The 22,027-nt window shown below is 40.9% G+C and carries 14 protein-coding genes; 5 read left to right on the top strand and 9 right to left on the bottom strand.

Annotated elements, in window-relative coordinates:
• Window positions 1–2: 2 nt before the first annotated feature.
• On the bottom strand, window positions 3–176 hold the full coding sequence (locus AAA970_RS18560; protein ID WP_060688344.1) for a hypothetical protein: 174 nt from the start codon (window positions 174–176) through the stop codon (window positions 3–5).
• Between the two features lie 121 nt (window positions 177–297).
• Entirely contained in the window at window positions 298–831 is a 534-nt protein-coding gene (locus AAA970_RS18555) for a DinB family protein (protein WP_338238391.1), read from the bottom strand.
• A gap of 158 nt (window positions 832–989) precedes the next feature.
• On the opposite strand from AAA970_RS18555, the gene AAA970_RS18550 reads away from it, so the two are divergent.
• Window positions 990–1,514 carry a DUF4251 domain-containing protein gene (locus tag AAA970_RS18550; RefSeq protein WP_338238390.1) on the top strand — a complete coding sequence of 175 codons (525 nt, stop codon included), beginning with the start codon at window positions 990–992 and terminating at the stop codon, window positions 1,512–1,514.
• A gap of 26 nt (window positions 1,515–1,540) precedes the next feature.
• On the opposite strand, the gene AAA970_RS18545 is transcribed toward AAA970_RS18550, so the two are convergent.
• Window positions 1,541–2,302, bottom strand: coding sequence for an SdiA-regulated domain-containing protein (locus tag AAA970_RS18545; RefSeq protein WP_338238389.1), 762 nt, complete (start codon window positions 2,300–2,302; stop codon window positions 1,541–1,543).
• Between the two features lie 162 nt (window positions 2,303–2,464).
• Between AAA970_RS18545 and AAA970_RS18540 the strand changes: the two genes are divergently transcribed.
• Window positions 2,465–3,124, top strand: a complete 660-nt coding sequence (locus tag AAA970_RS18540) for a methyltransferase domain-containing protein (protein ID WP_338238388.1) — start codon at window positions 2,465–2,467, stop codon at window positions 3,122–3,124.
• A gap of 576 nt (window positions 3,125–3,700) precedes the next feature.
• On the opposite strand, the gene AAA970_RS18535 is transcribed toward AAA970_RS18540, so the two are convergent.
• Together AAA970_RS18535 and AAA970_RS18530 are read right to left on the bottom strand one after the other, a co-directional pair.
• On the bottom strand, window positions 3,701–3,880 hold the full coding sequence (locus tag AAA970_RS18535) for a hypothetical protein (RefSeq protein WP_338238387.1): 180 nt from the start codon (window positions 3,878–3,880) through the stop codon (window positions 3,701–3,703).
• A gap of 50 nt (window positions 3,881–3,930) precedes the next feature.
• The gene (locus AAA970_RS18530) at window positions 3,931–4,350 is read right to left on the bottom strand and encodes a GNAT family N-acetyltransferase (protein WP_338238386.1); all 420 of its coding nucleotides are present in this window, start codon (window positions 4,348–4,350) and stop codon (window positions 3,931–3,933) included.
• A 95-nt stretch (window positions 4,351–4,445) separates the two neighbouring features.
• Here AAA970_RS18530 and AAA970_RS18525 point away from each other — a divergent pair, with 95 nt between their 5' ends.
• Window positions 4,446–5,111, top strand: coding sequence for a murein L,D-transpeptidase catalytic domain family protein (locus tag AAA970_RS18525; protein WP_338238385.1), 666 nt, complete (start codon window positions 4,446–4,448; stop codon window positions 5,109–5,111).
• Between the two features lie 557 nt (window positions 5,112–5,668).
• Here the strand turns inward: AAA970_RS18525 and AAA970_RS18520 are convergent.
• The 4 genes from AAA970_RS18520 to AAA970_RS18505 all read right to left on the bottom strand — a co-directional run bounded on the left by AAA970_RS18520 (window position 5,669) and on the right by AAA970_RS18505 (window position 14,467).
• Window positions 5,669–9,172, bottom strand: coding sequence for an SNF2-related protein (locus tag AAA970_RS18520; RefSeq protein ID WP_338238384.1), 3,504 nt, complete (start codon window positions 9,170–9,172; stop codon window positions 5,669–5,671).
• A 63-nt stretch (window positions 9,173–9,235) separates the two neighbouring features.
• A complete protein-coding gene (locus AAA970_RS18515) occupies window positions 9,236–11,269 on the bottom strand; it encodes a replication initiation protein (RefSeq protein ID WP_338238383.1) in 2,034 nt (677 codons plus the stop codon).
• Window positions 11,270–12,519: 1,250 nt separating this feature from the next.
• A complete protein-coding gene (locus AAA970_RS18510) occupies window positions 12,520–13,455 on the bottom strand; it encodes a ParB N-terminal domain-containing protein (RefSeq protein ID WP_338238382.1) in 936 nt (311 codons plus the stop codon).
• Window position 13,456: 1 nt separating this feature from the next.
• On the bottom strand, window positions 13,457–14,467 hold the full coding sequence (locus AAA970_RS18505; RefSeq protein WP_338238381.1) for a ParA family protein: 1,011 nt from the start codon (window positions 14,465–14,467) through the stop codon (window positions 13,457–13,459).
• Window positions 14,468–14,945: 478 nt separating this feature from the next.
• Here AAA970_RS18505 and AAA970_RS18500 point away from each other — a divergent pair, with 478 nt between their 5' ends.
• Window positions 14,946–19,298, top strand: a complete 4,353-nt coding sequence (locus AAA970_RS18500) for a translocation/assembly module TamB domain-containing protein (RefSeq protein WP_338238380.1) — start codon at window positions 14,946–14,948, stop codon at window positions 19,296–19,298.
• Window positions 19,291–21,573: a translocation and assembly module lipoprotein TamL gene (tamL, locus tag AAA970_RS18495; RefSeq protein WP_338238379.1), complete on the top strand. Its 2,283-nt coding sequence runs from the start codon at window positions 19,291–19,293 to the stop codon at window positions 21,571–21,573. Before AAA970_RS18500 ends, tamL begins: the two co-directional genes overlap by 8 nt.
• The last annotated feature ends 454 nt before the right edge of the window (window positions 21,574–22,027 follow it).

Raw genomic sequence — 22,027 nt, 5'->3', positions numbered from 1 at the left:
AATTAGGCTTTGGACTTGTCCAAAACATCCTTTCTCAAATCCTGAGCAAGGTTCTTAATGTCCATCATACGCTTACGGGTACGAGTACCTGCAGCTTTGTTTCCTTTGTTGTAGAAGTCTGAAGCATCCTTCTCGCCTTCTTCAATGATTTCTTTAATCTTATTGTAAATATCCATATCCTTAAAAGTTTACACTTAATAATCATAAAAGTTCTTCAATTATCAAAGGTTTAAAACCTAATATTCTTCGAAAATCTTCTTTTTTAGTAAAAAAAAGGGGGATTTAGGCGTTTCAGGGCTACCAGCCCACATATTTTGGGGGTTCCAAGCCCTGTAACCGGCACATTAAGGTTAGTCTACCACGATGATGCGTAACATGATTGCGCATCAAAAGAAAGATTCCCATCCGGTGCATTTCCACCCCGGAGCGGAAAAATTCTACCGGCTCCGCCAATTCTTCATCACTAAATTGTTCGAATAATTCAAGGGTATGCGTAAATCCAAAATTAATCAATTCCGATAGTTCTTCCTTGGAACAGTCTTCAGTCCCTTTTAGTTTGCTCAGAAGGGGAGATTCCCGCTTGCCAGTAGCATAGAATTGCAGCTTTCCGAAGTTTTGAAGCATATGTAAGAATTCCTGCCTCACGGTCATCACCGCTTCAGTTGGTCGGTAATCCAATCCTTCCTGATCGAATACTTCCAAGGTAGCCAGGGTATATTTCCTGGATCTTTCCCACTGGCTCACAAAATCCTCTGTATAAACCTGTGCCTGAAGGCTGAAGGGCCAAGCCACTGTTAAAAACAAAAAACTAACTATTTCTATAAATTTCATTTTTTTAAGATTAATTCTTTTTGCAACTTAATAAAACGCGTAAATAAACGACTCGAAATCCAAGATAATCCGAATTTAGACAATGATGACTCCTCTGGATTTTGCGGATTATCTGAAATAAAAACGCTATCATAATATCCACCAAAAATGATAACGCCATGAAATATCTGCTTATTATTTTAAGTTTAATATCCCTGAATTTTCTACCCGCCACTGCTCAGGAAAAATTAAGCAGAAAGGAACGTAAGAAAATGGAAAAGGAAAAATTGGCACAACAAACACATTCCCTGGTGATGTCTGGAAAATTTGTGTTTAATGTGGAGCAGGTAAGCCCACTCAGAGGCCGTACCCTCAATGTGGTGACAGATAATTATACCCTAACATTCAATGGCCCGGAAGCGATTGCTTATCTGCCTTATTTTGGCCGTGCATTCTCTGCCTCTTACGGCAGCTCAGAAGGGGGAATTAAATTCAATCAGAAAAAACAAAATGAAAAGATGGAAATCGATGAGAAGAAAGATCGAAAAACCATCTCATTCGATATAAATGAAGGAAATGAGCAATACCAATGTTATCTGGAAATTTTCAGTAATGGCAGTGGGGCATTAAGGATAAAGCCGCAAAACAAAGATGCCATCAGCTACACTGGAAAAATTGCTCCGCTTCCTGAAAAGCAAAAATAAGCCAGCCGCCTTGTGCGGCTTTTTTATTACCCGCTGAAACGGTATAATTTTGCTGTTTGTTTCCCCACGGCCTCAGTGGCGATAAAAAGATTCCCCATGTGATCAAAACAAATGGCCTCCGGTTGCGGAAACACTTCCTTATCCAGCTTCAGAAGCTGTTTTAAAGCTCCTTCCTGACTAAATACTACTAAGTGCTTGGACCGATGAGATAGGACGTAAAAATCACTAGTAATAGGGTGTATGGCGAGTCCTGAAAAAGCGACCCCCTTATAACCATTCCCTTCCTTTTCCTCAAAATCACTTTTCTTCAGTTTGAGGGCTTTTTGTGGCTCCTGCTTCAAATCATCTATCGAAAGCCTCCAGATAATCTTATGCTTTTCCTTTTCCCCTTCCATGCCTGATCGGCCCTTGGGCGCAATAAAAAGATATTTTCCGTCAGTGGTCAATCCTTCCAAATCATTTTTAAGCTTAAAGGGTAATTGATACGATTTATGGCCCTTTCCATCTTCCGGTACCACATATAATTTCCCATCACTTCGGAGGACATAAAATTGGCTTTTATGGTAAGTAATCCCCTCAAAATCCCCCTTTTCTTTAAATTCTAAAGAGCGTATCAAAGCTCCCTCTTGGGCATTAAAAATGTAGATTACCCCACTTTCATCATTGACCATTGCCAAATTATTGCTATTCACGTAACAAAGGCCTGAAATCTCCTCCAATTCAGGAGGAAGGCTCCAAACCACATTAGGCTGCTTGAGGTTAAAAGGAAAAGAGGATATCATCATCATCAATAAAATTAGCATTGATCCCTGGGATAAATCGTTGAACAGCGTACAAGAGTCTATATCAATTTAATGCTTTTCAAAAAAAACCGCCTGTCGCGAATAAAGTTAATTGTAATAAAATCCTTTTAGGACCTTACATTACTCATTCACCAAAAAAATTAACCTATGTTTTCAAAAGTAGCTGATAACTCCAATCCTCAGTCCATGGCGTCGAAATCCCGGCGAAAACGCTTCGACTTTTTTTTATCCAAACTTAATGGCTTGGGAAAACCTGTCAAAATTCTCGATGTGGGCGGGACAGAAAAATTTTGGAAGGCCATGAATTTCACGGGTTCCGAAGATATTGAAATATACCTTTTGAATCTGGAACACCAACAGGTAAGTCTGGCCAATTTCAAGTCACTGAAAGGTGATGCCACCGATTTATCAGAATTTGAGAATAATTTCTTCGATGTGGTATTCAGTAACTCCGTCATCGAACATTTATTCTCCTGGGAAAACCAGCAAAAAATGGCACATGAAATACAAAGAGTGGGGCGATATCACTTTATTCAAACTCCTAATTATTGGTTTCCTCTAGAGCCTCATTTCGTGTTTCCTTTTTTTCAATATTTGCCCAAATCCATGCGTGTTAATCTTACTCAGCGATTTGATTTAGGCCATATCAAAAAAGCAAAAGATAAAGCAGCTGCGGAATCCATCATCAATGAAATACAGCTTTTAAGTATCGGGCAAATGAAAAATTTATTCCCACAATCTGACATATATCTGGACAAAATAATGGGGCTGAACAAATCCATTGTAGCTCATAATTTCCCCCAATAATGGTAAAATAGGCTAAATCCATGCCCTCGGCAGCAGAATTGAAGTATTGCGAGGCATTTAACCCGGATTATTCATGCTTCAATCTTCGTTTAGCTGCAAGGCGGGAAAAATGAAGGAATAGTTTTCTATTTGGAGTTTTTTCCAACGAAGCAGATGAATAAGGAAAAAGCAAGCTTGCCCAAATTTGGGCTATAAAAAAATCAGTCGACACGAATGTTCCATACTGATAATTAGCTAATTAAAACAAATCCCTGCATTTGGCGGTGAATAATTCGGGTTAAGGTTTTATAAATGCCTTCAGTAAAATTTCAATTCTCTTTTTCTATATATTTTACCGTCTTCCTTAAGCCGAAAGATTGGCCAACTGACTCAAAATACTGCAATAAACACATTATTATTAGCGTGTTTCAGTCTGATTTCCCAATTTTTTAATCGACCAATATTGGCTGAGCTTGTTCTAAGCCCATTTGACTGCTTCATTGGAAAAAGAAAATTTTAAACAATTCCTTCAATTTTCCCTTGAAGCTAATCGGCTTTTGAGCTGAAATAATTCGGGTTAATTCATGAGGTGTATTTTTAATGACTGATGACAAAAGTATGGACATCCAGCCATTCCAATCGCCAACCTTCCCTCTGAAGCAAATTTGCCAGTTCCTGCTTTCCTTCTGGCTCCAGCAATCCGCCTTTAATTACATATTGTATTCCCATTAAAGAAGCAAGCGTCAAACCGCGCCCCTCTAAAAATTCGGCAACCACTTTTTCGTCAAAGGCATTTTTATGTTGATGTTGAAATCGCAGCTAAAACATTATGTTAAATTCATTCTCATTATTACATATTCCTTTCCCTTCCTTTGGAATCGTTCGGTGGTTCTTTCCAGTCCAAATCTGGTATAAAAATCACTTTTTTCAATACGCGCATTACACCACACCTGTTTAACTGACAAACGACGCATTTCGTCCAAACCATAAGTCAACAATTCCGTCCCAATGCCTTTACTTTGAAATTCGGGCAAGACAGCAAATTTTCGAAACTGCGCTTTCCCGTCCTCAAAAAACCAGGAAAGGACTCCGACCAATTTGTCCTCTGTATAATAGCCATGATGAATACCTTCCTCATCCTGATCCAACTGAACAAAGGACAGGGGCTGATCCGGCCACATCACCTGTTGTCGGATTCGGTGGCAAAGCACCGGATGAATTTGTTCAATTTTTCTTTTTTCCATCATTTTCTAAACCAATTACTTTCATATCACGATATTAATTATTGAAGTTCAGGCTTTTGGCTATATATTTGCCGATCGACTTCCATAACCCCAGAATAATGAAACAGCTTTTTACTTCCTTATTGACAGGTTTATTGTTTTGTGTGATATCAATTCCATCCTCCTTTGCTAATTCCGAGGAGGAAGCGAATGATAATAACGAAGCAAATATATTCGAATTATGGGACATTTTGTCCCTTAATCATTATATCAGTAAAGATGCTTATTCCAGAGCTTTTGAAAAAATAAACGGACAAGCTCCTACATCTACTTCGAAACTGATCGCCATTATCGACTTTTCCAAACCTTCTAGCAAGGAAAGAATGGTATTGATTGATCTTGAAAAACAACAATTGATCTATCATAATCTGGTAAGCCATGGAAAAGGCTCCGGGGATTTGGAAGCAATAAAGTTCTCCAACATTCCCAATTCACATCAAAGTTCATTGGGTTTATACCGGGTAGGGGAGCATTATATCGGCAAACACGGACCTTCCCGAAGGCTGGATGGATTGGAAAGAAAAATTAACGATAAAGCAAGAGAAAGAGCGATTGTGATCCATGCAGCAGACTATGCTTCTCCTTCTTTTGTGGAGCAGCATGGAAGGTTGGGTAGAAGCTTTGGCTGTCCTGCCGTTCCGCAGGAAGGCTATCAGGAGTTTATAAAATCTTTGGAGGAAGGTAGTTTACTCTTTATTTATCATCCCAGTTACGGTAAAAAATAAAGATCAGACATCAGGATGATTCTGATACCACCGAAAAGCGAAAAGGCCTTGGTTGAAGTAAATGTTCAATCAAGGCCTTTTTGATTTCAATAAGAAGATGGGGAAAATTAAACTAAATTATTCACCGCTAAATTTAGAAATGACGCCTCTTAAGCAACTTATTTTCAACTCCAACATATTGTATTTACTGATTTCATAATATTCTAAATTGGGCAAGTTTGCTTTCTCCTCATTTGTCTGCTTCCTTGGAAAAACTAAAAATAGGGGATTATTCCTTCATAATTCCCACCTTGCAGCTTATTGAGGATTTAAGCAGGAAAAAGCTATGTTAAGCAGAATTACATATCCCTAAATTCAAAAACTCCATATTATGAGCCTATTTCTTAAACGATACTGGCAGAACTCCTGATATTTAAATCACCCAAAATGGGTAAACTTGCTATCTCCTCATTCAACTGCTTTTTGGGATAAAGGCAAACCAGAGCAAATATTTTCTTTTTTCCGGCCTTATAGCTAAAACAAGGGTTCAAAAACGTATGAAGCGGGTAAAAAACTATTTACTGCTCAGCATTTTTCAGTTTAAAGAAATCGGCCAGCTCACGATCCGACATATCACCCAAAAATTGTCCCCCGGATTCCACGACTTCCTCTGCTAAAACTTTCTTTTTCTGAATCAAATCATTGATTTGAGATTCAAAAGTTCCTTTACTGATGAGACGATGCACCATGACATTATTTTGCTGCCCTATACGGTAGGCACGATCCGTCGCCTGTGATTCCACAGCCGGATTCCACCACAAATCGTAATGCACCACATGGTTGGCCTCTACCAAATTCAAGCCTGTTCCCGCGGCCTTCAGAGACAATACAAAGAAGGGATGAGCCGCACTTTTCTTAAACTTTTGAACCATTTCGTCGCGCTGATCACGGCTACATGCCCCATGTAAAAAGAGTGGTTCTTTATTAAAATAAGTTCGAATCCAGTCGCAAATAAGATTACCCATTTGGCGATATTGGGTAAAAATGAGCATTTTTTCACCCGCTTCTCCCACTTTGGACATTAATTCCATTAGGGCAGTGGCCTTACCGGAATGTTCCGGCGACTGCTCTCCATGCGACAAATGTTGGTAAGGGTGATTACATATTTGCTTTAATGCGGTGATGAGTTGAAGAATCAGTGCAGAACGGTCTTTCGCTTCAGCAGCATCCATTTTCATCATATATTGCTCCATCGTAGCCTGATAAAGGCTGGCCTGCATAGGAGATATCGCACAAAAGTGATTGTTTTCGATCTTTTCAGGCAAATCGGAGATGATGGATTTATCTGATTTTAAACGACGCATCAGGAAAGGACGACAAATGTTGTGAAAGATTTGTAATCTTTCCAAATCCTGTTCTTCTTCAATGGGCTTAACAAAATGCTTTTTGAAATAGGTCGCGGTTCCCAGTAGGGAAGGGTTTACAAAATCCATTAACGACCAGTATTCCATCAATCTGTTCTCAACGGGTGTACCACTCAGTGCAATTTTTATAGGAACTTTAAACGCGCGAATCAACTGACTCTGACGGGTTTGGGCATTCTTAATATTTTGCGCCTCATCAATCACCATCAAAGAGAATGGTATTTCAGACAATCGCTCATGGGCCATTCTGAATTTACCATAAGTAGTCAATAAAAGATCAAACTCCCGATTCAGCTCTGTTTGTTGTCCGTGGTAAACCTTTGTCGTTAAAAGAGGGGTGAACTTCTTAATTTCTGATTGCCAGTTGGTTAATAGAGAGGTCGGAACAACAATCAGCGCGGGCTTATTATGCGACAAACGTTTCTCCTCTTTAAGCTTCAGCAAAAAGGCCAGTGTTTGCAGCGTTTTACCTAAGCCCATATCATCGGCCATAATAGCGCCTAAGCCCAAATAAGCATTCTTCAAAAGCCATTCATAACCAATTTGTTGGTAGGGTCTGAGCTGTGCCTGTAAACTATTCGGCGGCAACACTTGTCGTACTTCTTTTATTTGCGACAAATGTTGCCTAACTTTTTGATCCAATTCTATGGTTTGGCCTTGGTAGTGTTCTTCCAAAGCAGCCTCTAGTAATCCGGCAAATTGTATTTTCGGACCTCCTTTCTGCAATTGTGCCATCAATTTCGCGACATCTGTTGCTACTAAATGCACATACTGCCCTTTAAGCTTTACCACTCCTTCAATATCATCCAGTAAAGCTTCAAACTCTTCGGCCGATAATACATCATCCCCCAATGCGACTTTCCAGTCATATTTAAATAAGGACTTCAAATCCAATTGTCCCTTATTGCGCTCCTGCTCTTCTGAACTAATCGAAATGGTCAATTTTGGTTGCACCAGATTCCGGAGAGCCTTGGTCAACCGAATCTGTAAACCCATAGCCTCTAATTGGGGTAGCAAATAAATCAGCAAATTGGCCAATTCCTGTTGATTAAAAGTGACGGCCTGATAATCCGCCTCCATTAGTTGCTTTAATACCGGAAGGCGATTCCAAAGCGGCTGAATACGGTTAAACAGGCGCATTTGAACCTTTAAAGGCGCAGATTTCAAAAAGGCACGGAAAGATAGTTCTTCTCCCTGTACGTTTTCCGTCTGATCCGCCAATAATCTAAGGACAAATTGTCCCTCATTCTCAGCTTCATCAATTTGTAATAAAATCCGCTCTTCTGCTTTTTCCAGGCTGAAAGCCCGTAACCAGTTTTCCAAAGCAATTGCCTGTGCACTTTCTTCCTCTTTAGCTAAATCTAAATAACCGTCACCAAATAAAATTGCCGGAATACTGTTCTCAGCAGAAGCAGCATGGAGTGGCAACAAGCACTCAGAAAGCATCGGCTGTATCAATCCTCCGGCAAAAAGCAATAATTGTGGCACAGCAGTAATCGGTTTGACACCAACGTTTGTCTGCAAAAAACAAAGATGATCGGAAAGTTGACGGGATAAGGCCTCCAACATTTGTCGTATATTAGCATCAAAATGAGCTATTGTCCATGAAACAATCATTTTCTGCCCACTTTGTACCACAAAAGGTTGCAACATTTGTCGTTCAATAGCCAGGTGGCACAATAACAACGTTTGTCGTAATAACTGTACTTTCGGGCCATACCAATTGATTTCTGAAAGCGGAATAGCCCGAATAACCTCACAAAAAAGATTAAATTGCCCAGCGGGAATCAATTCGACAAACCCCTCTGCATGAGTATGAAGAATTTTTAAAAGACATCCACTCTCATTAAAGAGCAAAAAGAAATCATCGGATAATTTTAAATGTGCTAAAAGGGACTGCTGAAAGTCTTCTTCGACTTCAGGTAAAAAATCGGGAAGTTTTTTGAGTTTTTTAAAGGCGTTTAACAGCAATTGTTTGCAACACTTGTGGTATAAAGGTGGATTTTCCTCTATAAACGACAAGCGTTGCTCGGTAAACTTGGGCAGTGTTCCAAAGTCAACCATTTGAATTTGTTGATTTTCAGGAATAAAATCGACATCGACGACAGAACTCCACTGAAAACTGCTATGCTCCAACGTTTGTCCCTCTTTTTGAAAATACCTGGCAACGTTTGTCTTCAAATCAAACGTTTGTAGTTTATAAAGCAAAAGGGGATCCTTATTGACCTGTTGCGCAAAGTGATAAAGCGCTGCAGCAGTATGTACACAAGGCTGCGCATCAGCAGTACATTGACATTGCATCCGCATTTCAGTCCAATGCTGTGGCTTAAAAAACACTATTTGCTCATTAAGGAATTGACCAAAACCCTCCGGCACCACACCATAAAACAAATGCACCATCCGATAGGTATCTTCCAGTAAATATGCCCAAATCTTCTTTTTCTGATCTGCAGACATTTCCGGATACTGAAAGCCCACCCGATAAAAGTGGTTAAATTGCCCGCCCACTTGCGCCCAAAGGGTATGCCCCCGAATAAGCCATTGTTTGACCGCTCCTTTTCCTGCCCAATCAGCTCCCTTGGCCAATCTTTCCTGGTGATCAATTGCCTCTAAATCAGCAATCCAAGCATCTCCCCATTGATTCTTCGTGTAATCCATTCCTCCAAAAACAAAAAAAGCCCCAAAATTGGGGCTAAAGATCTGTAATATTTTTGAGAGGGACTACATTCTTTTAAAGTCATCTCGGGGAATATTGTACTTCCGTTCCGCATAAGCCAAAACTCCATTTTCCGCATAGTCCTTTTCTTCTTCAGTTAAATAAAACTTCCGGATCAGGAATCGGCCATACCATTTCAGTGTATTTTCATTCATCTTTTCGAAAGCCATTTCTTCCAGATTTCCAACATCCTTACGCTCCAAAGTCGGCGCTTCATTTACTAAATAGTTTTTGAAATCTTCCACCTTGGTAGGACCAAAGAACATCAGATATTTAGAACGAAGTTCATCCCAAACGCCCTGATACTCAAACGAAATCTTCGCTTTCAATTCGGAATTCGCCACTTTTTGCTCCTGCTCCGCCTTGCGCTTCATATTATTGTCCCAAAAACTTTGCTCATTGGAAGCCATAGGCGCCGGCTTTGAGGCATTCGCTGGTCGCGAATTGGGCACCTCAGGTATCGGAGCGGGTGCCTTTGCAATTTCCTTCAACTCATTATCAAAACAAGTTTGAAGATATTCCACCGAAGGTCGGGTGGCAAAGCTTCCCATACGCTGAGCCACCGCTTCCATCTGTTCATGGGTCAGGAGCTGCTCATAACTCATGATCAGGGTCTCCAATTTCTGGAAAATGGTGGAGAAATTGGCCTTTGTCCTGGGGCGGAAATTGCTCGCTTTATAGATAGAGGCTGTAGCCGGTTTGGCTTCAAAAGCGTCTTCCTTCACCTTATTCATCTCCAAAGCCTTCAACAAAAAGGAGACTTTATCTCTGGAGCGACTGTTCATGGTAGCCGGAAGGAAGTTTTTGATGCTGTCCATTCCAAACTTTTTCAAAGCCTCAATCAGTTGCGCAGTCCACTTGCCGAGTTGTTTTTTATTGGATCCCAACAGGTTGAGCTCCTGAAGAATCAAATTTACCTCGGTAGGAGAGTACTCATCATAGGAGGCCGAAACCACCTGAACTTCCTGCTCCTCCGTTCCCCCTTGTTCTATATACAATAAATTGGCCTGATGCTTAATCTTGAAGTTTACCGCATAAACACGGTTTCCTCGCCCTGCCCTCAGCAAATCATAATCAATTTCAATATTGGTATTATTGACGATATCCTTGATGGCCGGATCCAGCGACCGCTTTTTGAAATCATTGAATCTGGGGTAATCGTCTATCGTCAGGCGGCAGGGATAGGCGTCATCCGGCACACATTTCCCAATTTTATTTTTAGAAATATCAGATGTAATGCGCTCGTAATCATGTTCAGATTTCAAATCCACCTCGAAAGCCACCCCCACTTTTTTCTTCAATTGCTCAATGTCCATCTCCACTTCAATCAGTTCTCCCTGATTAAAGGTCTCCTCTGCAGAAGAAATGAAAGAGCGAAAAAGCGTGTAATAGAATACTGAATAAGTCTGTTTCAGACGGAAAATCGTCTCATACTTATATTTAATGACTTTTTCGTCTTTATTAAAGCCATAGAAAGTTCGTAAAAAGGCACCGGAAAAGTGGATTTTGACCTCCTCGATATTCACCGGCATTTCCCGACCGTCTACATCTACAATGTCAAATTTCACCGGCTCTATCTCGGTGATTGCATTGATAAAACGGGGCGTCATTTTTTGCTCTTCATAGCTGTATTCCCAACGCTGAATTTTTGCCTGGTACAAATCAAAAATTGCCTGATCGTAGCGCTGCTTTTGCGTCTTGAAGCTATCGTATTCATTCAGGAAGTCTTTTCGTCTCAGACGTACCGTATAGGCTCTTTGCCAGATTTCACGGTTGATCAGGGCGTGCTTATCATCTTCCATAGGTAAAAGGTCCAACTGGCCCTTTATCCGATCGAAATGTTTAAAAATCTCATCCTGCGCCTCGGTGACTGCAAAATAGATAATCTGAATGGCCTTATTGCGCAACACCAGACTATCGCCCCGCTTATTGCGCTTATTATCGCCCATCAGGCCACCACTTTTCTCAATTTCCTGAACAGAATGAGTAATCTCTCTTGAAAATATATCAAGCGTCCCTTGTGATCCCTTTACTGACATCCAAAAATGAAAATTACTGATTGAAGATTAGTCAAAGATAGGGGATTCCGCACAGAAAACAACAAGCATTGCGGTATAAAAATTTGTCAACGTTTGTCGTAATAAAGGATTAAAAGACAAACGTTGCAAAATAGCCTGAATCAGAGCCTGCAACAATAGTCGTTTTAAAAAATATTGCCAAAATTACGCCCACTTTTTTCTTTTGAAGACAAATGTTGTTGAATTCGTCCAACATTTGTAGTCAAATAATATTAAACGACAAACGTTTGTAGTAAAAAGTAAATTTAAATACTTATTAAGACAAACGTTTACAGTATAACTCACCAACATTTGTCTGAAAGTAATAATATTACTACAAATGTTGGAAAGAGGACCAAAAGCACGACAAACGTTTGTAGTAAAAAAGGACGGAAAATCCTTTAAAAGGAAGAAAACAAAATGATCAACTGAAAATTAGCGCCTACAGACCGAAAAATGCTACAACGTTTGTCTCAATAAAGATTTACCTCAGCAATATTTGTCCTTTAAAAAATTTCACAATGGCATCGCAACATTTGTAGTACAATAAAAAGCTGATACAGAGTCTCTAAAGATGGAATGCAGTTAAAGGATAAGCACATCCAATTCCAATAATAAGACAAACGTTAGGAGGCAAATTATTTATAAAGACAAATGTTGCGCAAAATAAGTGGTTTAAAATCCTGATTTAAAGTGACTTACCTTAAGAAAGACAAATGTTTACATCCAACCGCCTAATTAATAATAATAACTAATCTATCTATTTATAAATATATTATTCTTATTAGTTAAAGAGGTGCCCAACATTTGTGGTATTATTATGAGCAACACTTGTCGCATATAATATTCATTTAGATTTATTACGACATAAGGCCGGATTCTGAAGGTTTAATTCCTCCTCAGGCACTGAGGGCACAGTAAAATGAAGCAATAGTTCCCGATTTTATTTTTTCTACTAGAGTAGCGGAATAAGTAAATTTGCTCCAATTGGGGCTAATTGAAGTACTTAAATATCCTTTCCATGTATTGAAAATAAGCACTTTGCTTTGGATTACAGGTCTTGCGGGCTTTAATTCGACTTATTTCATAAGTGAATACTCTCTCAGGCAAAGTGTAAAATCTAATCTGTAGAGCGGGGATTTGGTGATGGTGTCGTAAAAAGTAAAAAAAAAAGCCCGATTAGCAACGTTAGTCGCATAATCAGGCCCAATGACTCAAGTATTTGTGTTTTTTTAACCCAGGATATTCAGGTATTCCTGAACCTCTTGTTTAAGCTCTTCCAGCGTGCTTTTAAGCGCTTGTTTATCCTGTTCCGAGGATTTACTTAGGTTGCTGTAGAAAGTCTTTCTATTGCGCTCTTTCATCAGCTTGGAGATGTTGTTGCGAATGAAATTTTCCTGCTTCTGTATCGGCGTCAAATTAGGCTTTACCAACGGATTTGCGACATTCGTTGCCGTTTTTTCTTTTTTACTTTCCATCTGTTCCAGAAAAGCTGCTCCATCCATTTCACTACGACCCAAATCTTCAATTTGTCGCTTAGTGTAGGGAAGTGCCCCCTGTATCAACATTTGTCGTGTTTCATCCGGCAGTTTGATGGCCCCTTTGTAAAAAAGGGCGTCCCGCTTGATGGTTTTTGGGTTTACATGGAATACCTGGCTCAGCTCTTCGGCGGTATCTCCTCCTCCGGCCCTTTTTTGCGACGGATCTTTGATTTTGCGGTGCTCATAGGTTGCTCCACGCAAAAAGGCAATTTCCTCTCCGGTCATGTTCCGCTGGCCCAGCTGCTTCTCATCCATGAAAACTTTAACCGCTTCCATATCCGGATGATTGTCCAAAAGGGCAATATTGAAATCCACCTTATGCTTTTGCGCAATGCTATAGCGGTGGTGGCCATCCACCAGATAGTATTTATCTGCAGATTTCCAGACAATCAACGGATCAAAAATCCTGTTATTGGCCATAATATTCTGCTCCAGAATCTGGTATTCCGATTCCGAAAGTGGTCGAATATATTTTTGTAGTTCCGGATGAATGGTAATGTTTTTCTTGATCTCATCCGCAAGGGTGCCATCACTCACTACCTTGGTTTGAGAAAACTTTTGGGCGTTAACACTAAGGTTGTTCAGTGTATCCAGATTGGCCCTGTTTGATGCTTTTTTCTTCGCCATATTATACCTGAGCGGTTTCCTTTATTTGTAAATACTCCTGAATAAATTCGTTATAGTCCTTACTTCCGTTAGAATTTGGACGATAATCCAGTACGGGCATTTTGTGTGCCGGGGCTTCGGCTACCTGCGCATTTTTTCGGATGATTTTATTAAATACCCGAATTCCTGCACGAGAGAGGAAATCACGTATGGCTCCTTCATACTCTTCATGGGTGGCATAGCGGGCATCTTTCATGGTGATTAATACCCCGTCAATATCAATTTCATGGTCTTTCAATTCCCGAATTTCGGAAATAGCGCCAATCATTTTGGCGAGCCCCTGAATACTCATTTCTTCCGGAATAACCGGGATTACCACTGAGTCTGCCGAATTTAAAGCACAGTTGGTGAAAAATCCCAATGAAGGCGGACAATCCAGCAAGATGAAATCGTAATTGCCGGAAACCTTATCCAGCACTCGTTTTTTCAACAATACATCTTTTACTCCTTCTACCGCTTTTAATTTGCTCTCGATAAGGTTCTCATCTGTGGCGATGATGTCAAAACTTTCATCCTCCAGGGCCTGGTAAATGGCTTCATTAGGATCTACCTCATCATTCAGGGCAGAAAGTAATAGCTCATTTTTGTCCGGAAATTCCTCGGTGGTGAAAAAACAGGTCGAAAGGTTGGCCTGGGCATCCAAATCTATCATCAGTACGCGATAACCGTTTTTATGTAAGCCTCGTGCAAGATTGATGGTCGTGGTGGTTTTGCCCACCCCTCCTTTGTGATTAAATACGGCAATGATTTCCGCCTTTTCCTTTGTTTGCAGACTTTGAATAAATTGTCCAAAACCATAATTATTCAGGGTTGGAATCAATTTATTGATGTGCAAATCATTTAGCCGGCGGCCATTTTCTCCCCTTAATACCTTCGCCAACGTTTGTCGTGAAAGACCAGCCTCCTCTTCCAAGCTCTTGACATTGAGGCCCGGACGGCTGGATAAAAATTTAACGATTAATTCTTGAGTCATGATTTGTATCTTATTTGATGCAATATACTTATTATTCTACTATTTATTGCTCGTTTTTGCTTAAATAATCGATGAATTGTACTTAAAATGATGCAATAAGGGACAATTTGTCCTTTGAAGGGAAGCCCCTTAAAGGCCCTGTAATTGCATATAGGCGATCGCCTATAGTTTTCCCTCCAAAACAAGGGGGCGGTCCTTACATCGCTTGTGGGGAGCAATTTTTTAAGGAGGAGCAGTAGATGTAAGGCCGGAAACAAAAAACGAATTAAGCAGCTAAAATTTAATGATGTTATCATTGAAATTGATCAATCGAATATGTTAAGGTGCTGTGAATGGATCAAATCCATACTTTTCGTATTCTTGTAAGATTGTTTGTGGAAAAGTAATATTTTAGGAACTTCTATATTTTAATTTTGGTATAAATATTAAGCAATCCGCACATTTCGGAAAAACTTAACCTTCTTAGAGAATTTTATAAATGCTAAAAAAGCTGCTGTTAATTTTAGGCGCTCTTTTAGTTGGACTTTTACTGTTGGTATTTATCCTGTTAGGGACGGTATTATTTGTGCCGGCCGTTCAACAGAAAATTGCAGATCAATTGTCGAACTATATTGAGACTAAAAGTGAAGCTCCCACCCAAATCGGTCTGTTTAGATTAAAGCCTTTTCAGGGGATATTTTTGGAAGAGGTGTTATTGCAAACACCGGAGGCCGATACGCTGGCTTATATTCAGGAAGCCTCATTGAGATGGGAATTGTCAAATCTTCTGAATGGAGATCTCCTGATGTCTTCCTTTTTAATACAAAACGCGCGCGCCCGGGTGGACATGCGTTCTGAAAAGCCCAATTATCAATATATCTTGGATGCCTTTGGGGTGCAGGAATCTGCTCCGGATACCACCAATAGTCCTCCGCCACCTTTGTTCATTGGTTTGGATTCCATTATGGTACGACAATTATCGGTCGACTTCAAAATGGATGGGCTGGAAGCTACGGCGGATTTGGATTCGTTGACTTTATATACGCTTTCGGTGGATTTAGAAAAAGAGGCTTACGGGATCGATCAGGTGCAGACCACCGGTTTGATTGCCGATGTGTTAATGCCAGCCACAACGCCCGGAGGCGATCAGGATGCTTCACAACCGAAACAGACGAGTCCGGAGGATACTACGATTTCAAATCTTTCCTTTTTCCTGAATCATTTGGAGGTGGACCAATATGCCTTGCGGTATCACACCAAAAAAGCAAACTTTCGTTATGAAGGACAGCTCAATCCGGAAGATATGGGCATCAAAGACCTATCACTGGTGTTGGATAGCCTGCATTATAGTGCGGATAAAATATCAGCGCAATTGAAACAGGCGAAGCTGAAAGAGCAGAATGGCTTGCGGGTGCGGAAGCTCAAAGGAGATTTTTCGATGGAAGGCTCCGCTATTTTGTTGCAGGCATTAGAGTTTAAAACCAGCAGTTCCCTGTTGAATGCGGCGGCAAATATTAATCTGCCGACCTATGATTTTAAAGGAATCCGGAAGGGCGAAGTGAAGGCCGTGATGGATACGCTTTATTTTTCTGCGGAGGATATTAACTATCTGGGGGCAAAAACAGCGGGCTTGAATTTAAGTACAGCAGACTGGATTGGCGGAAATTTGGAGGCGGACATTCAACAAGGAAAAGGGCCGGTAGACTTTCAGTTAAAAACCTCCCGAAATTCCACGGCTTATTTGTCCGGAAAGATGCGGGTATTAAAAGGGAATTTGGTGCAAATGGAAGTGGATAGTCTGGGACTTAATTCTTATTTGGAAGAAGCTTTATGGGTGCTGGACAGTGCAAGTTGGTTGGGGAATCCTCATCCGGATTCGGTTAGTTTGCATTTGTCGGGTTTGTTGAATCCGGAAAAAGTAGACATTAGTGGCGGGATTAATTCGGACTGGGGAAATGCAATATTAGTGGCAGATGCGGAAAACATAGAAGATCTGGTGAATTTAAAATATCAGATATCCGCTGGATTAGATGATTTCCGCGTGCAGCAAATATTTGGGGACAGCCTACCCAATCATATTCACGGGGGAATAAAAGTGGCCGGAGAGGGGACTTCATTCCCGGATTTGGCAGTGAATTTTTCCATTGATTCACTTTCCTTTGATTACCTGTCAGAAGAATATGGCCCGGTAGATGGGGACGGATACTGGAAATACGGGGACTTTCACTTTGCTTTAGGGCAGGACTCTCCGGTTTTTCCTTTTAAACTATTGGCAGATGGCTTTTATAAAGATAGCCTGGAGGTAGACTGGGACTTGACACTGGAGCCTGTTGACTTAATGCCCCTTGGTTTATGGGAAGAATCGCTGGAACTGTCACTGGCATCAAAAGGGAAGGCAAAGATGCGGGCAGATGTGGTTTCGATTTTGGCTGGAATTGAAGGGTTCCGAATTCGCCAGGAACAGGTTGATGTTGGCTTTGATTCTTTGAGCGTGGAAGCATTTTTCGATGGCGATTCCCTACAGGCCAATATGACCGGGGATTTATTTGAGCTGGAAGCGATGGGCATTGCCAATGTGGAGAAATGGAAAGCTTATTTTACTGAATTATCGAATATCGGAGAAGGAAATCAAGCAACCAGCGATAGCCTGGATATTCCCTGGTTCAGCTTTGATTTAAAGTGGAAAGAGCATGATTTATATACTTCCGGGATTATCCCGGGCGTGCGTCAATTGGCGTCAGGGGAGTTAACTTTCCACTGGGATGATCGTAATGATATTTTCGATTTGGGATTTCAATTGCCCCGGTTGAGGATGGACAGTCTGGATGTTTATGGGGTAGATGTCATGATCGGACAACAAGAGGGCAAAGAAGAGGCTGCCTTTCATTTGGATTTGGATAGCCTTTTTGCCGGTGCAGATGGCTTAATTCAGGCGCACTGGAAAGGGGAAATCCTGACGGATTCTCTCGCTTCTACACTAGCACTGGTGATGAATGAAGATTCCCTTCAGTCCGATTTATTTTTTTATCGGGATCTGAATTCCGACCAACATAAAGAAGTCGGGCTATATGTTCGGAATTTGTTCTTTAATGATCGCCAATATGGGGATTTGATGCTGACCGCCATCTCTCAGGAGGCTAAAGTTTTTGATTTGCTGCTGGACCTTTCCGGAAGGCAGAAGATTCACGGGGAAGCCAAAGTCAATTTGCAGGGGGAAAGTCCGGAAGCTAAAGGCTTTTTGCAATTGGATACTTTGGAACTCTACGCCTATGCGCCTTTGCTGGAAGCGTCCGTTGATTCGCTTTCCGGATTGATTACCGGAAGACTGGATTTCGAATATCAGAATGAAGAGCCAAAAGCGGAGGGTGCTATCAAATTTCGGGAGGTTTATGCCCGACCAATGGAATATCCGGTAGTACTCTATCTGAAGGATGAAAAGATTTTATTGGAGAAAGATTTCCTGGAGTTTGAAAAATTTGGCCTCACAGATCCCAATGGAAAACGAATAGACATTCAGGGAACCCTTGGGCTTGCCGGAAAGCAGCCTTTGGATTTAACCATTAAAGGGAAGCCGTTTTTGGCCATGAATGCGCCCAAAAGTAGAAAGGGACTGGCCTATGGTGATCTGACGATTAAAGGCGATGTGAGCAGGCCTTTGGTGACGGGTGCCTTTGGTGTTTTGAATGATACGGATTTATATCTCCGGCTACCCGATAGCCAGGGTGCGGCCGCAGGCCATGATCAGGTGATTCGCTTCAAGCAAATTGAAACAGCAAGCCCTAAAGACAGCATTCAGCTTTCTGTAACGGCGCCTGAAATCAAAATGAAAATTACGGTGGATGATGATAGTAAATTTACCGTTTTGGTGGATGAATACTCCGGGGACCGAATGGAAATTCAGGGTTTGGCTGACCTTAATCTCCATTATAAACCGGATGGCACCACCGGCCTGGAGGGAAATTATGAAGTTAAACAGGGATTTTACAAGCTGTCTTTTTATGGCTTGGTCGGCCGTAGATTTGATTTTGTGCAAGGCAGTAAAATTATTTTTACCGGAGCTCCGGATCGCGGCATCTTAAACCTTACGGCCCGCTATGAGGTGGCGGTTCCCCCTTATCCGATTATGGTGCAGTCGATCGATTTGGGTGCCACCGGCCTGGAGAAAGCCTACAAAAAGAAAAAGGATTTTTACATTGATATCAACATTAGTAATGAAATTTCCGATCCTCGCATTAACTTTTATCTTGGAATGCCCCCGCGCGGTCGTGAGGATTTTGGTGGGGATGTATACGCTCGAATTTCGGAGATTAATCAGGACGAAGCGCAGCGAAATAAGCAGGCCGTTTCCGTTTTGTTAACCAGTAGTTTCATTCCCGAAGAGGAGTCCGGCGGAGGAAATGCCGTCGGGAATACGGCTCGTTCTTCTGTTTCACAATTGGTGGAGAGCTCGCTAAATAAGTTGTCCAATAGTCTTGTCAAAGGGGTTGATATTAATTTTGCCATTGACAATTATGATGGGGAAAATTCTGCGGGTTCTACAGAGGTAGGAATGAATGTCTCCAAGTCACTATTGGATGACCGATTAAATGTTTCGGTGGGAGGAAATATGATGTTGGAAGATGATCAGCAATCCGGTGCCAGCCAAATTAGTGAGGATATTGAAGTGGAATATGCCCTGACGCAGGATCGGCGATATCGCCTGAAAGGTTTCCGATATCAGGATACGGAAGATTTGCTTACTCAGGATGTGATGACCCAGGGGATATCCATTTTGTTCTCCAAGGACTATAATGATATCCTGAAATTTTTCGAGAAAAAAAGAGCTCAGGAGGACTCCCTGATCAATGAATAAACTTTTACTTTTTATCTGTAGCCTACTATTATTCGCTTCTTGTTCCGGTTTAAGACATGTGCCGGAAGGCAAACATCTTTATCAGGGAACTACTTTTGATATTCAATATTCCCAAAAAGAAGATGTGAATAAGCGACTCAATGGCGAACTTTTGGGGCTTTTGCCCCTGAATCCGAATACTAAAATAGTGGCTTCCCGGCCTAGTCTTTGGTTCTATTATGTCACAAAGGAGCCAAAGAAAGATAAAGGATTGCGTAATTTCTTCAAATATAAAATTGGAGAAAAGCCGGTCTATATGTCCGATATTGATTGGGAGTTATTTGATAAAAGACTGGCTTACCATCTACAGGACAATGGTTTTTTTCGCTATTCTATTCAACGGGATTCGGTGAGCAAAAAGAAAACGGCCACCATGAATTATCAGATCAGCTTAGACCGGGCAACAAGGCTGGGAAAGCTTTCTGAGCTGGAAGAAAAAGAGGAAATTCACCAATATTTACAGTCTGTAAAAGGTAAGTCCTTTCTGGATAGTGGAGACGTTTATCAGTTCCGAAATCTGGAAAATGAGCGTAATCGCTTGGCTGACTCGCTTAAGAATAGGGGATTTTACTATTTCACACCTGACTATTTTTATTATAAAGCGGATACCCTTCGACAAACTAAAACCATGGATCTGGATCTCCGACTGGATGAAAAAACACCAGAGGAAGCCCTGCATAAATACGAGGTGAAAAATGTTTATGTCTATGATTATTATGATGGAAAACAGAAAGTAGAAACCTCTGAAATAACCGAAATCGGACCATTCAAATATGTTGATTTTAAGAGATACGTTAAGCCTTCGGTCCTGGAACTTGGAATTCTAATCCGTCCCGGATTGCTGTACCAGGCAGAGGCCAGTGTTTTTTCCCAAAAGCGTTTGTTGGGATTAGGGATTTATCGTTTTGTCAATATCAGATATTTCCCAACGCCTGATGAAAAAGGGGGCCTGGATGCGCATATTTATCTAACTCCAAGGTTTAAGAAGTCCTTTCAGATTGAACTTGAGGCGGTGAGTAAAAGTAATAACTTTGCCGGGCCCGGATTGAATATTAATTATATAAACAGAAATGCTTTTGGCGGAGCTGAATTGTTGAAAATTCGGCCTAAAGTGAGTTTTGAAACCCAGTTCGGAGGTGATAGTACCACCTACTCCTACGATTTTCAGATCGAAACTTCACTGGAATTACCGGATTTGTGGACCCCATTTAATATCCGTTATAAGAGCCAGTTTTTACCCAAAACCAAGGTAGGTACTGATTTTAAAGCCAAAAGTATTCAGAGTCAGGTGATCCTTTTTTCAGCGGAAGCATTTTATGGTTTTCAGTGGCGGAAAAAAGCACATAAAGGATTTCAGTGGGACCCTATTTTTATTAACTATATCCATAAACTAAGAAGCTCACCGGAATTTGACGAGATACTGGAAAATAATTTAAGGCTGCAGCGCTCTTTACAGGATCAGTTATTACTCGGAACGCGCTTTACCTATACTTATAATGAGCTTTTAAAAGCCCAAAAGAAATGGATACAAATGTATATGTCCATCAATCTGGAGACGGTGGGTAATGTTTTACAATTGATTAATACGGGTTCAATAACGAAAGATACCTCTGAAGATCCCTTTAAAATATTCTCTGTTCCCCATTCCCAATACATCAAAATAGCCCCGGATTTCAGGCTCTATATGGATACTTTTAATGGCGGACAATGGGTGTTGAGGTTGTTTGGTGGTTTGGCACAACCTTATGGGAATGCTTCTTCGGTTCCTTTTTTAAAACAGTTTTACGCTGGAGGGCCTAATGATTTAAGGTCTTTCAGATCCTGGGGAGTGGGGCCCGGAGGCTTTCGCCCGGATGAAAATAACTCCGTTAGTCTGGACAGAACCGGCGAAATAAAGCTGGGAGCTAATGCCGAATATCGTTTCCCCATCATATCCTTTTTGAAAGGAGCATGGTTTTTGGACACCGGTAACATCTGGACGTTGAATGAACAAGAGGAATTTCCCTTTGGGGAGTTTCGCCTCAATCAGTTTTACAGACAAATTGCCATGAGTACCGGCTTTGGTTTTAGAGTGGATATTCAGGGCTTATTTGTCCTTCGCTTAGATTTTGGTACTACAGTATTCTCCCCAAAGGAAGAGGGAACGGAGTGGGTTTTGAACCAATTTAATCCGCTGAATCGAGATTGGCGAAAAAACTATTTGTTGTTCAACTTCGCAATCGGTTATCCTTTCTAATGATAGGTGCTTAAGCGACTACTTCTTTTGAAAATGAAGGGCGCTATGGTTGCGTTATGATTTAAGCTGAATTGTGCGCCGCCAATTTTAGGAACTCGCCTTGAATGGTTTTTTGCACTTCAATAAGATGGTGTTTATTGATTTATTAATCGAGCAAATGTGGGCAAGTTTGTTGTCTCATGTTTCATTGAAAAAAAATGAAATATGGAAAAATCCTTTATTTTTTCGCTTTGCAGCTAAACGAGGATTGAAGCATTCATAATCCGGCTTAGCAGGAATCGGATTTCATCTTCCTTTGTTAAAACATGAAAAGTCAAATTTTGCTAAAGAACGAAATAAGGGACAAAATGTCCCTTTATTTTTTTCTTTGTGAAACCATTGTTGCTTAAAATACAATTTGTACTATTTCTATTAAACTAGGATTATTCGGATAGTCGCTAATTCTAGACATTGA

Source organism: Persicobacter diffluens, from assembly GCF_036244895.1.
GTDB lineage: Bacteria > Bacteroidota > Bacteroidia > Cytophagales > Cyclobacteriaceae > Persicobacter > Persicobacter diffluens.
The sequence above is the reverse complement of the archived record's forward strand: the minus strand, read 5'-3'. Positions and strand labels throughout refer to the sequence as shown.

Bases quoted from the DNA above. Each gene is read 5' to 3' on its own strand.
- AAA970_RS18560 (WP_060688344.1), bottom strand. From the start codon at position 176: ATGGATATTTACAATAAGATTAAAGAAATCATTGAAGAAGGCGAGAAG.
- AAA970_RS18555 (WP_338238391.1), bottom strand. From the start codon at position 831: ATGAAATTTATAGAAATAGTTAGTTTTTTGTTTTTAACAGTGGCTTGG.
- AAA970_RS18550 (WP_338238390.1), top strand. From the start codon at position 990: ATGAAATATCTGCTTATTATTTTAAGTTTAATATCCCTGAATTTTCTA.
- AAA970_RS18545 (WP_338238389.1), bottom strand. From the start codon at position 2,302: ATGATGATGATATCCTCTTTTCCTTTTAACCTCAAGCAGCCTAATGTG.
- AAA970_RS18540 (WP_338238388.1), top strand. From the start codon at position 2,465: ATGTTTTCAAAAGTAGCTGATAACTCCAATCCTCAGTCCATGGCGTCG.
- AAA970_RS18530 (WP_338238386.1), bottom strand. From the start codon at position 4,350: ATGATGGAAAAAAGAAAAATTGAACAAATTCATCCGGTGCTTTGCCAC.
- AAA970_RS18525 (WP_338238385.1), top strand. From the start codon at position 4,446: ATGAAACAGCTTTTTACTTCCTTATTGACAGGTTTATTGTTTTGTGTG.
- AAA970_RS18520 (WP_338238384.1), bottom strand. From the start codon at position 9,172: ATGGATTACACGAAGAATCAATGGGGAGATGCTTGGATTGCTGATTTA.
- AAA970_RS18515 (WP_338238383.1), bottom strand. From the start codon at position 11,269: ATGTCAGTAAAGGGATCACAAGGGACGCTTGATATATTTTCAAGAGAG.
- AAA970_RS18510 (WP_338238382.1), bottom strand. From the start codon at position 13,455: ATGGCGAAGAAAAAAGCATCAAACAGGGCCAATCTGGATACACTGAAC.
- AAA970_RS18505 (WP_338238381.1), bottom strand. From the start codon at position 14,467: ATGACTCAAGAATTAATCGTTAAATTTTTATCCAGCCGTCCGGGCCTC.
- AAA970_RS18500 (WP_338238380.1), top strand. From the start codon at position 14,946: ATGCTAAAAAAGCTGCTGTTAATTTTAGGCGCTCTTTTAGTTGGACTT.
- tamL (WP_338238379.1), top strand. From the start codon at position 19,291: ATGAATAAACTTTTACTTTTTATCTGTAGCCTACTATTATTCGCTTCT.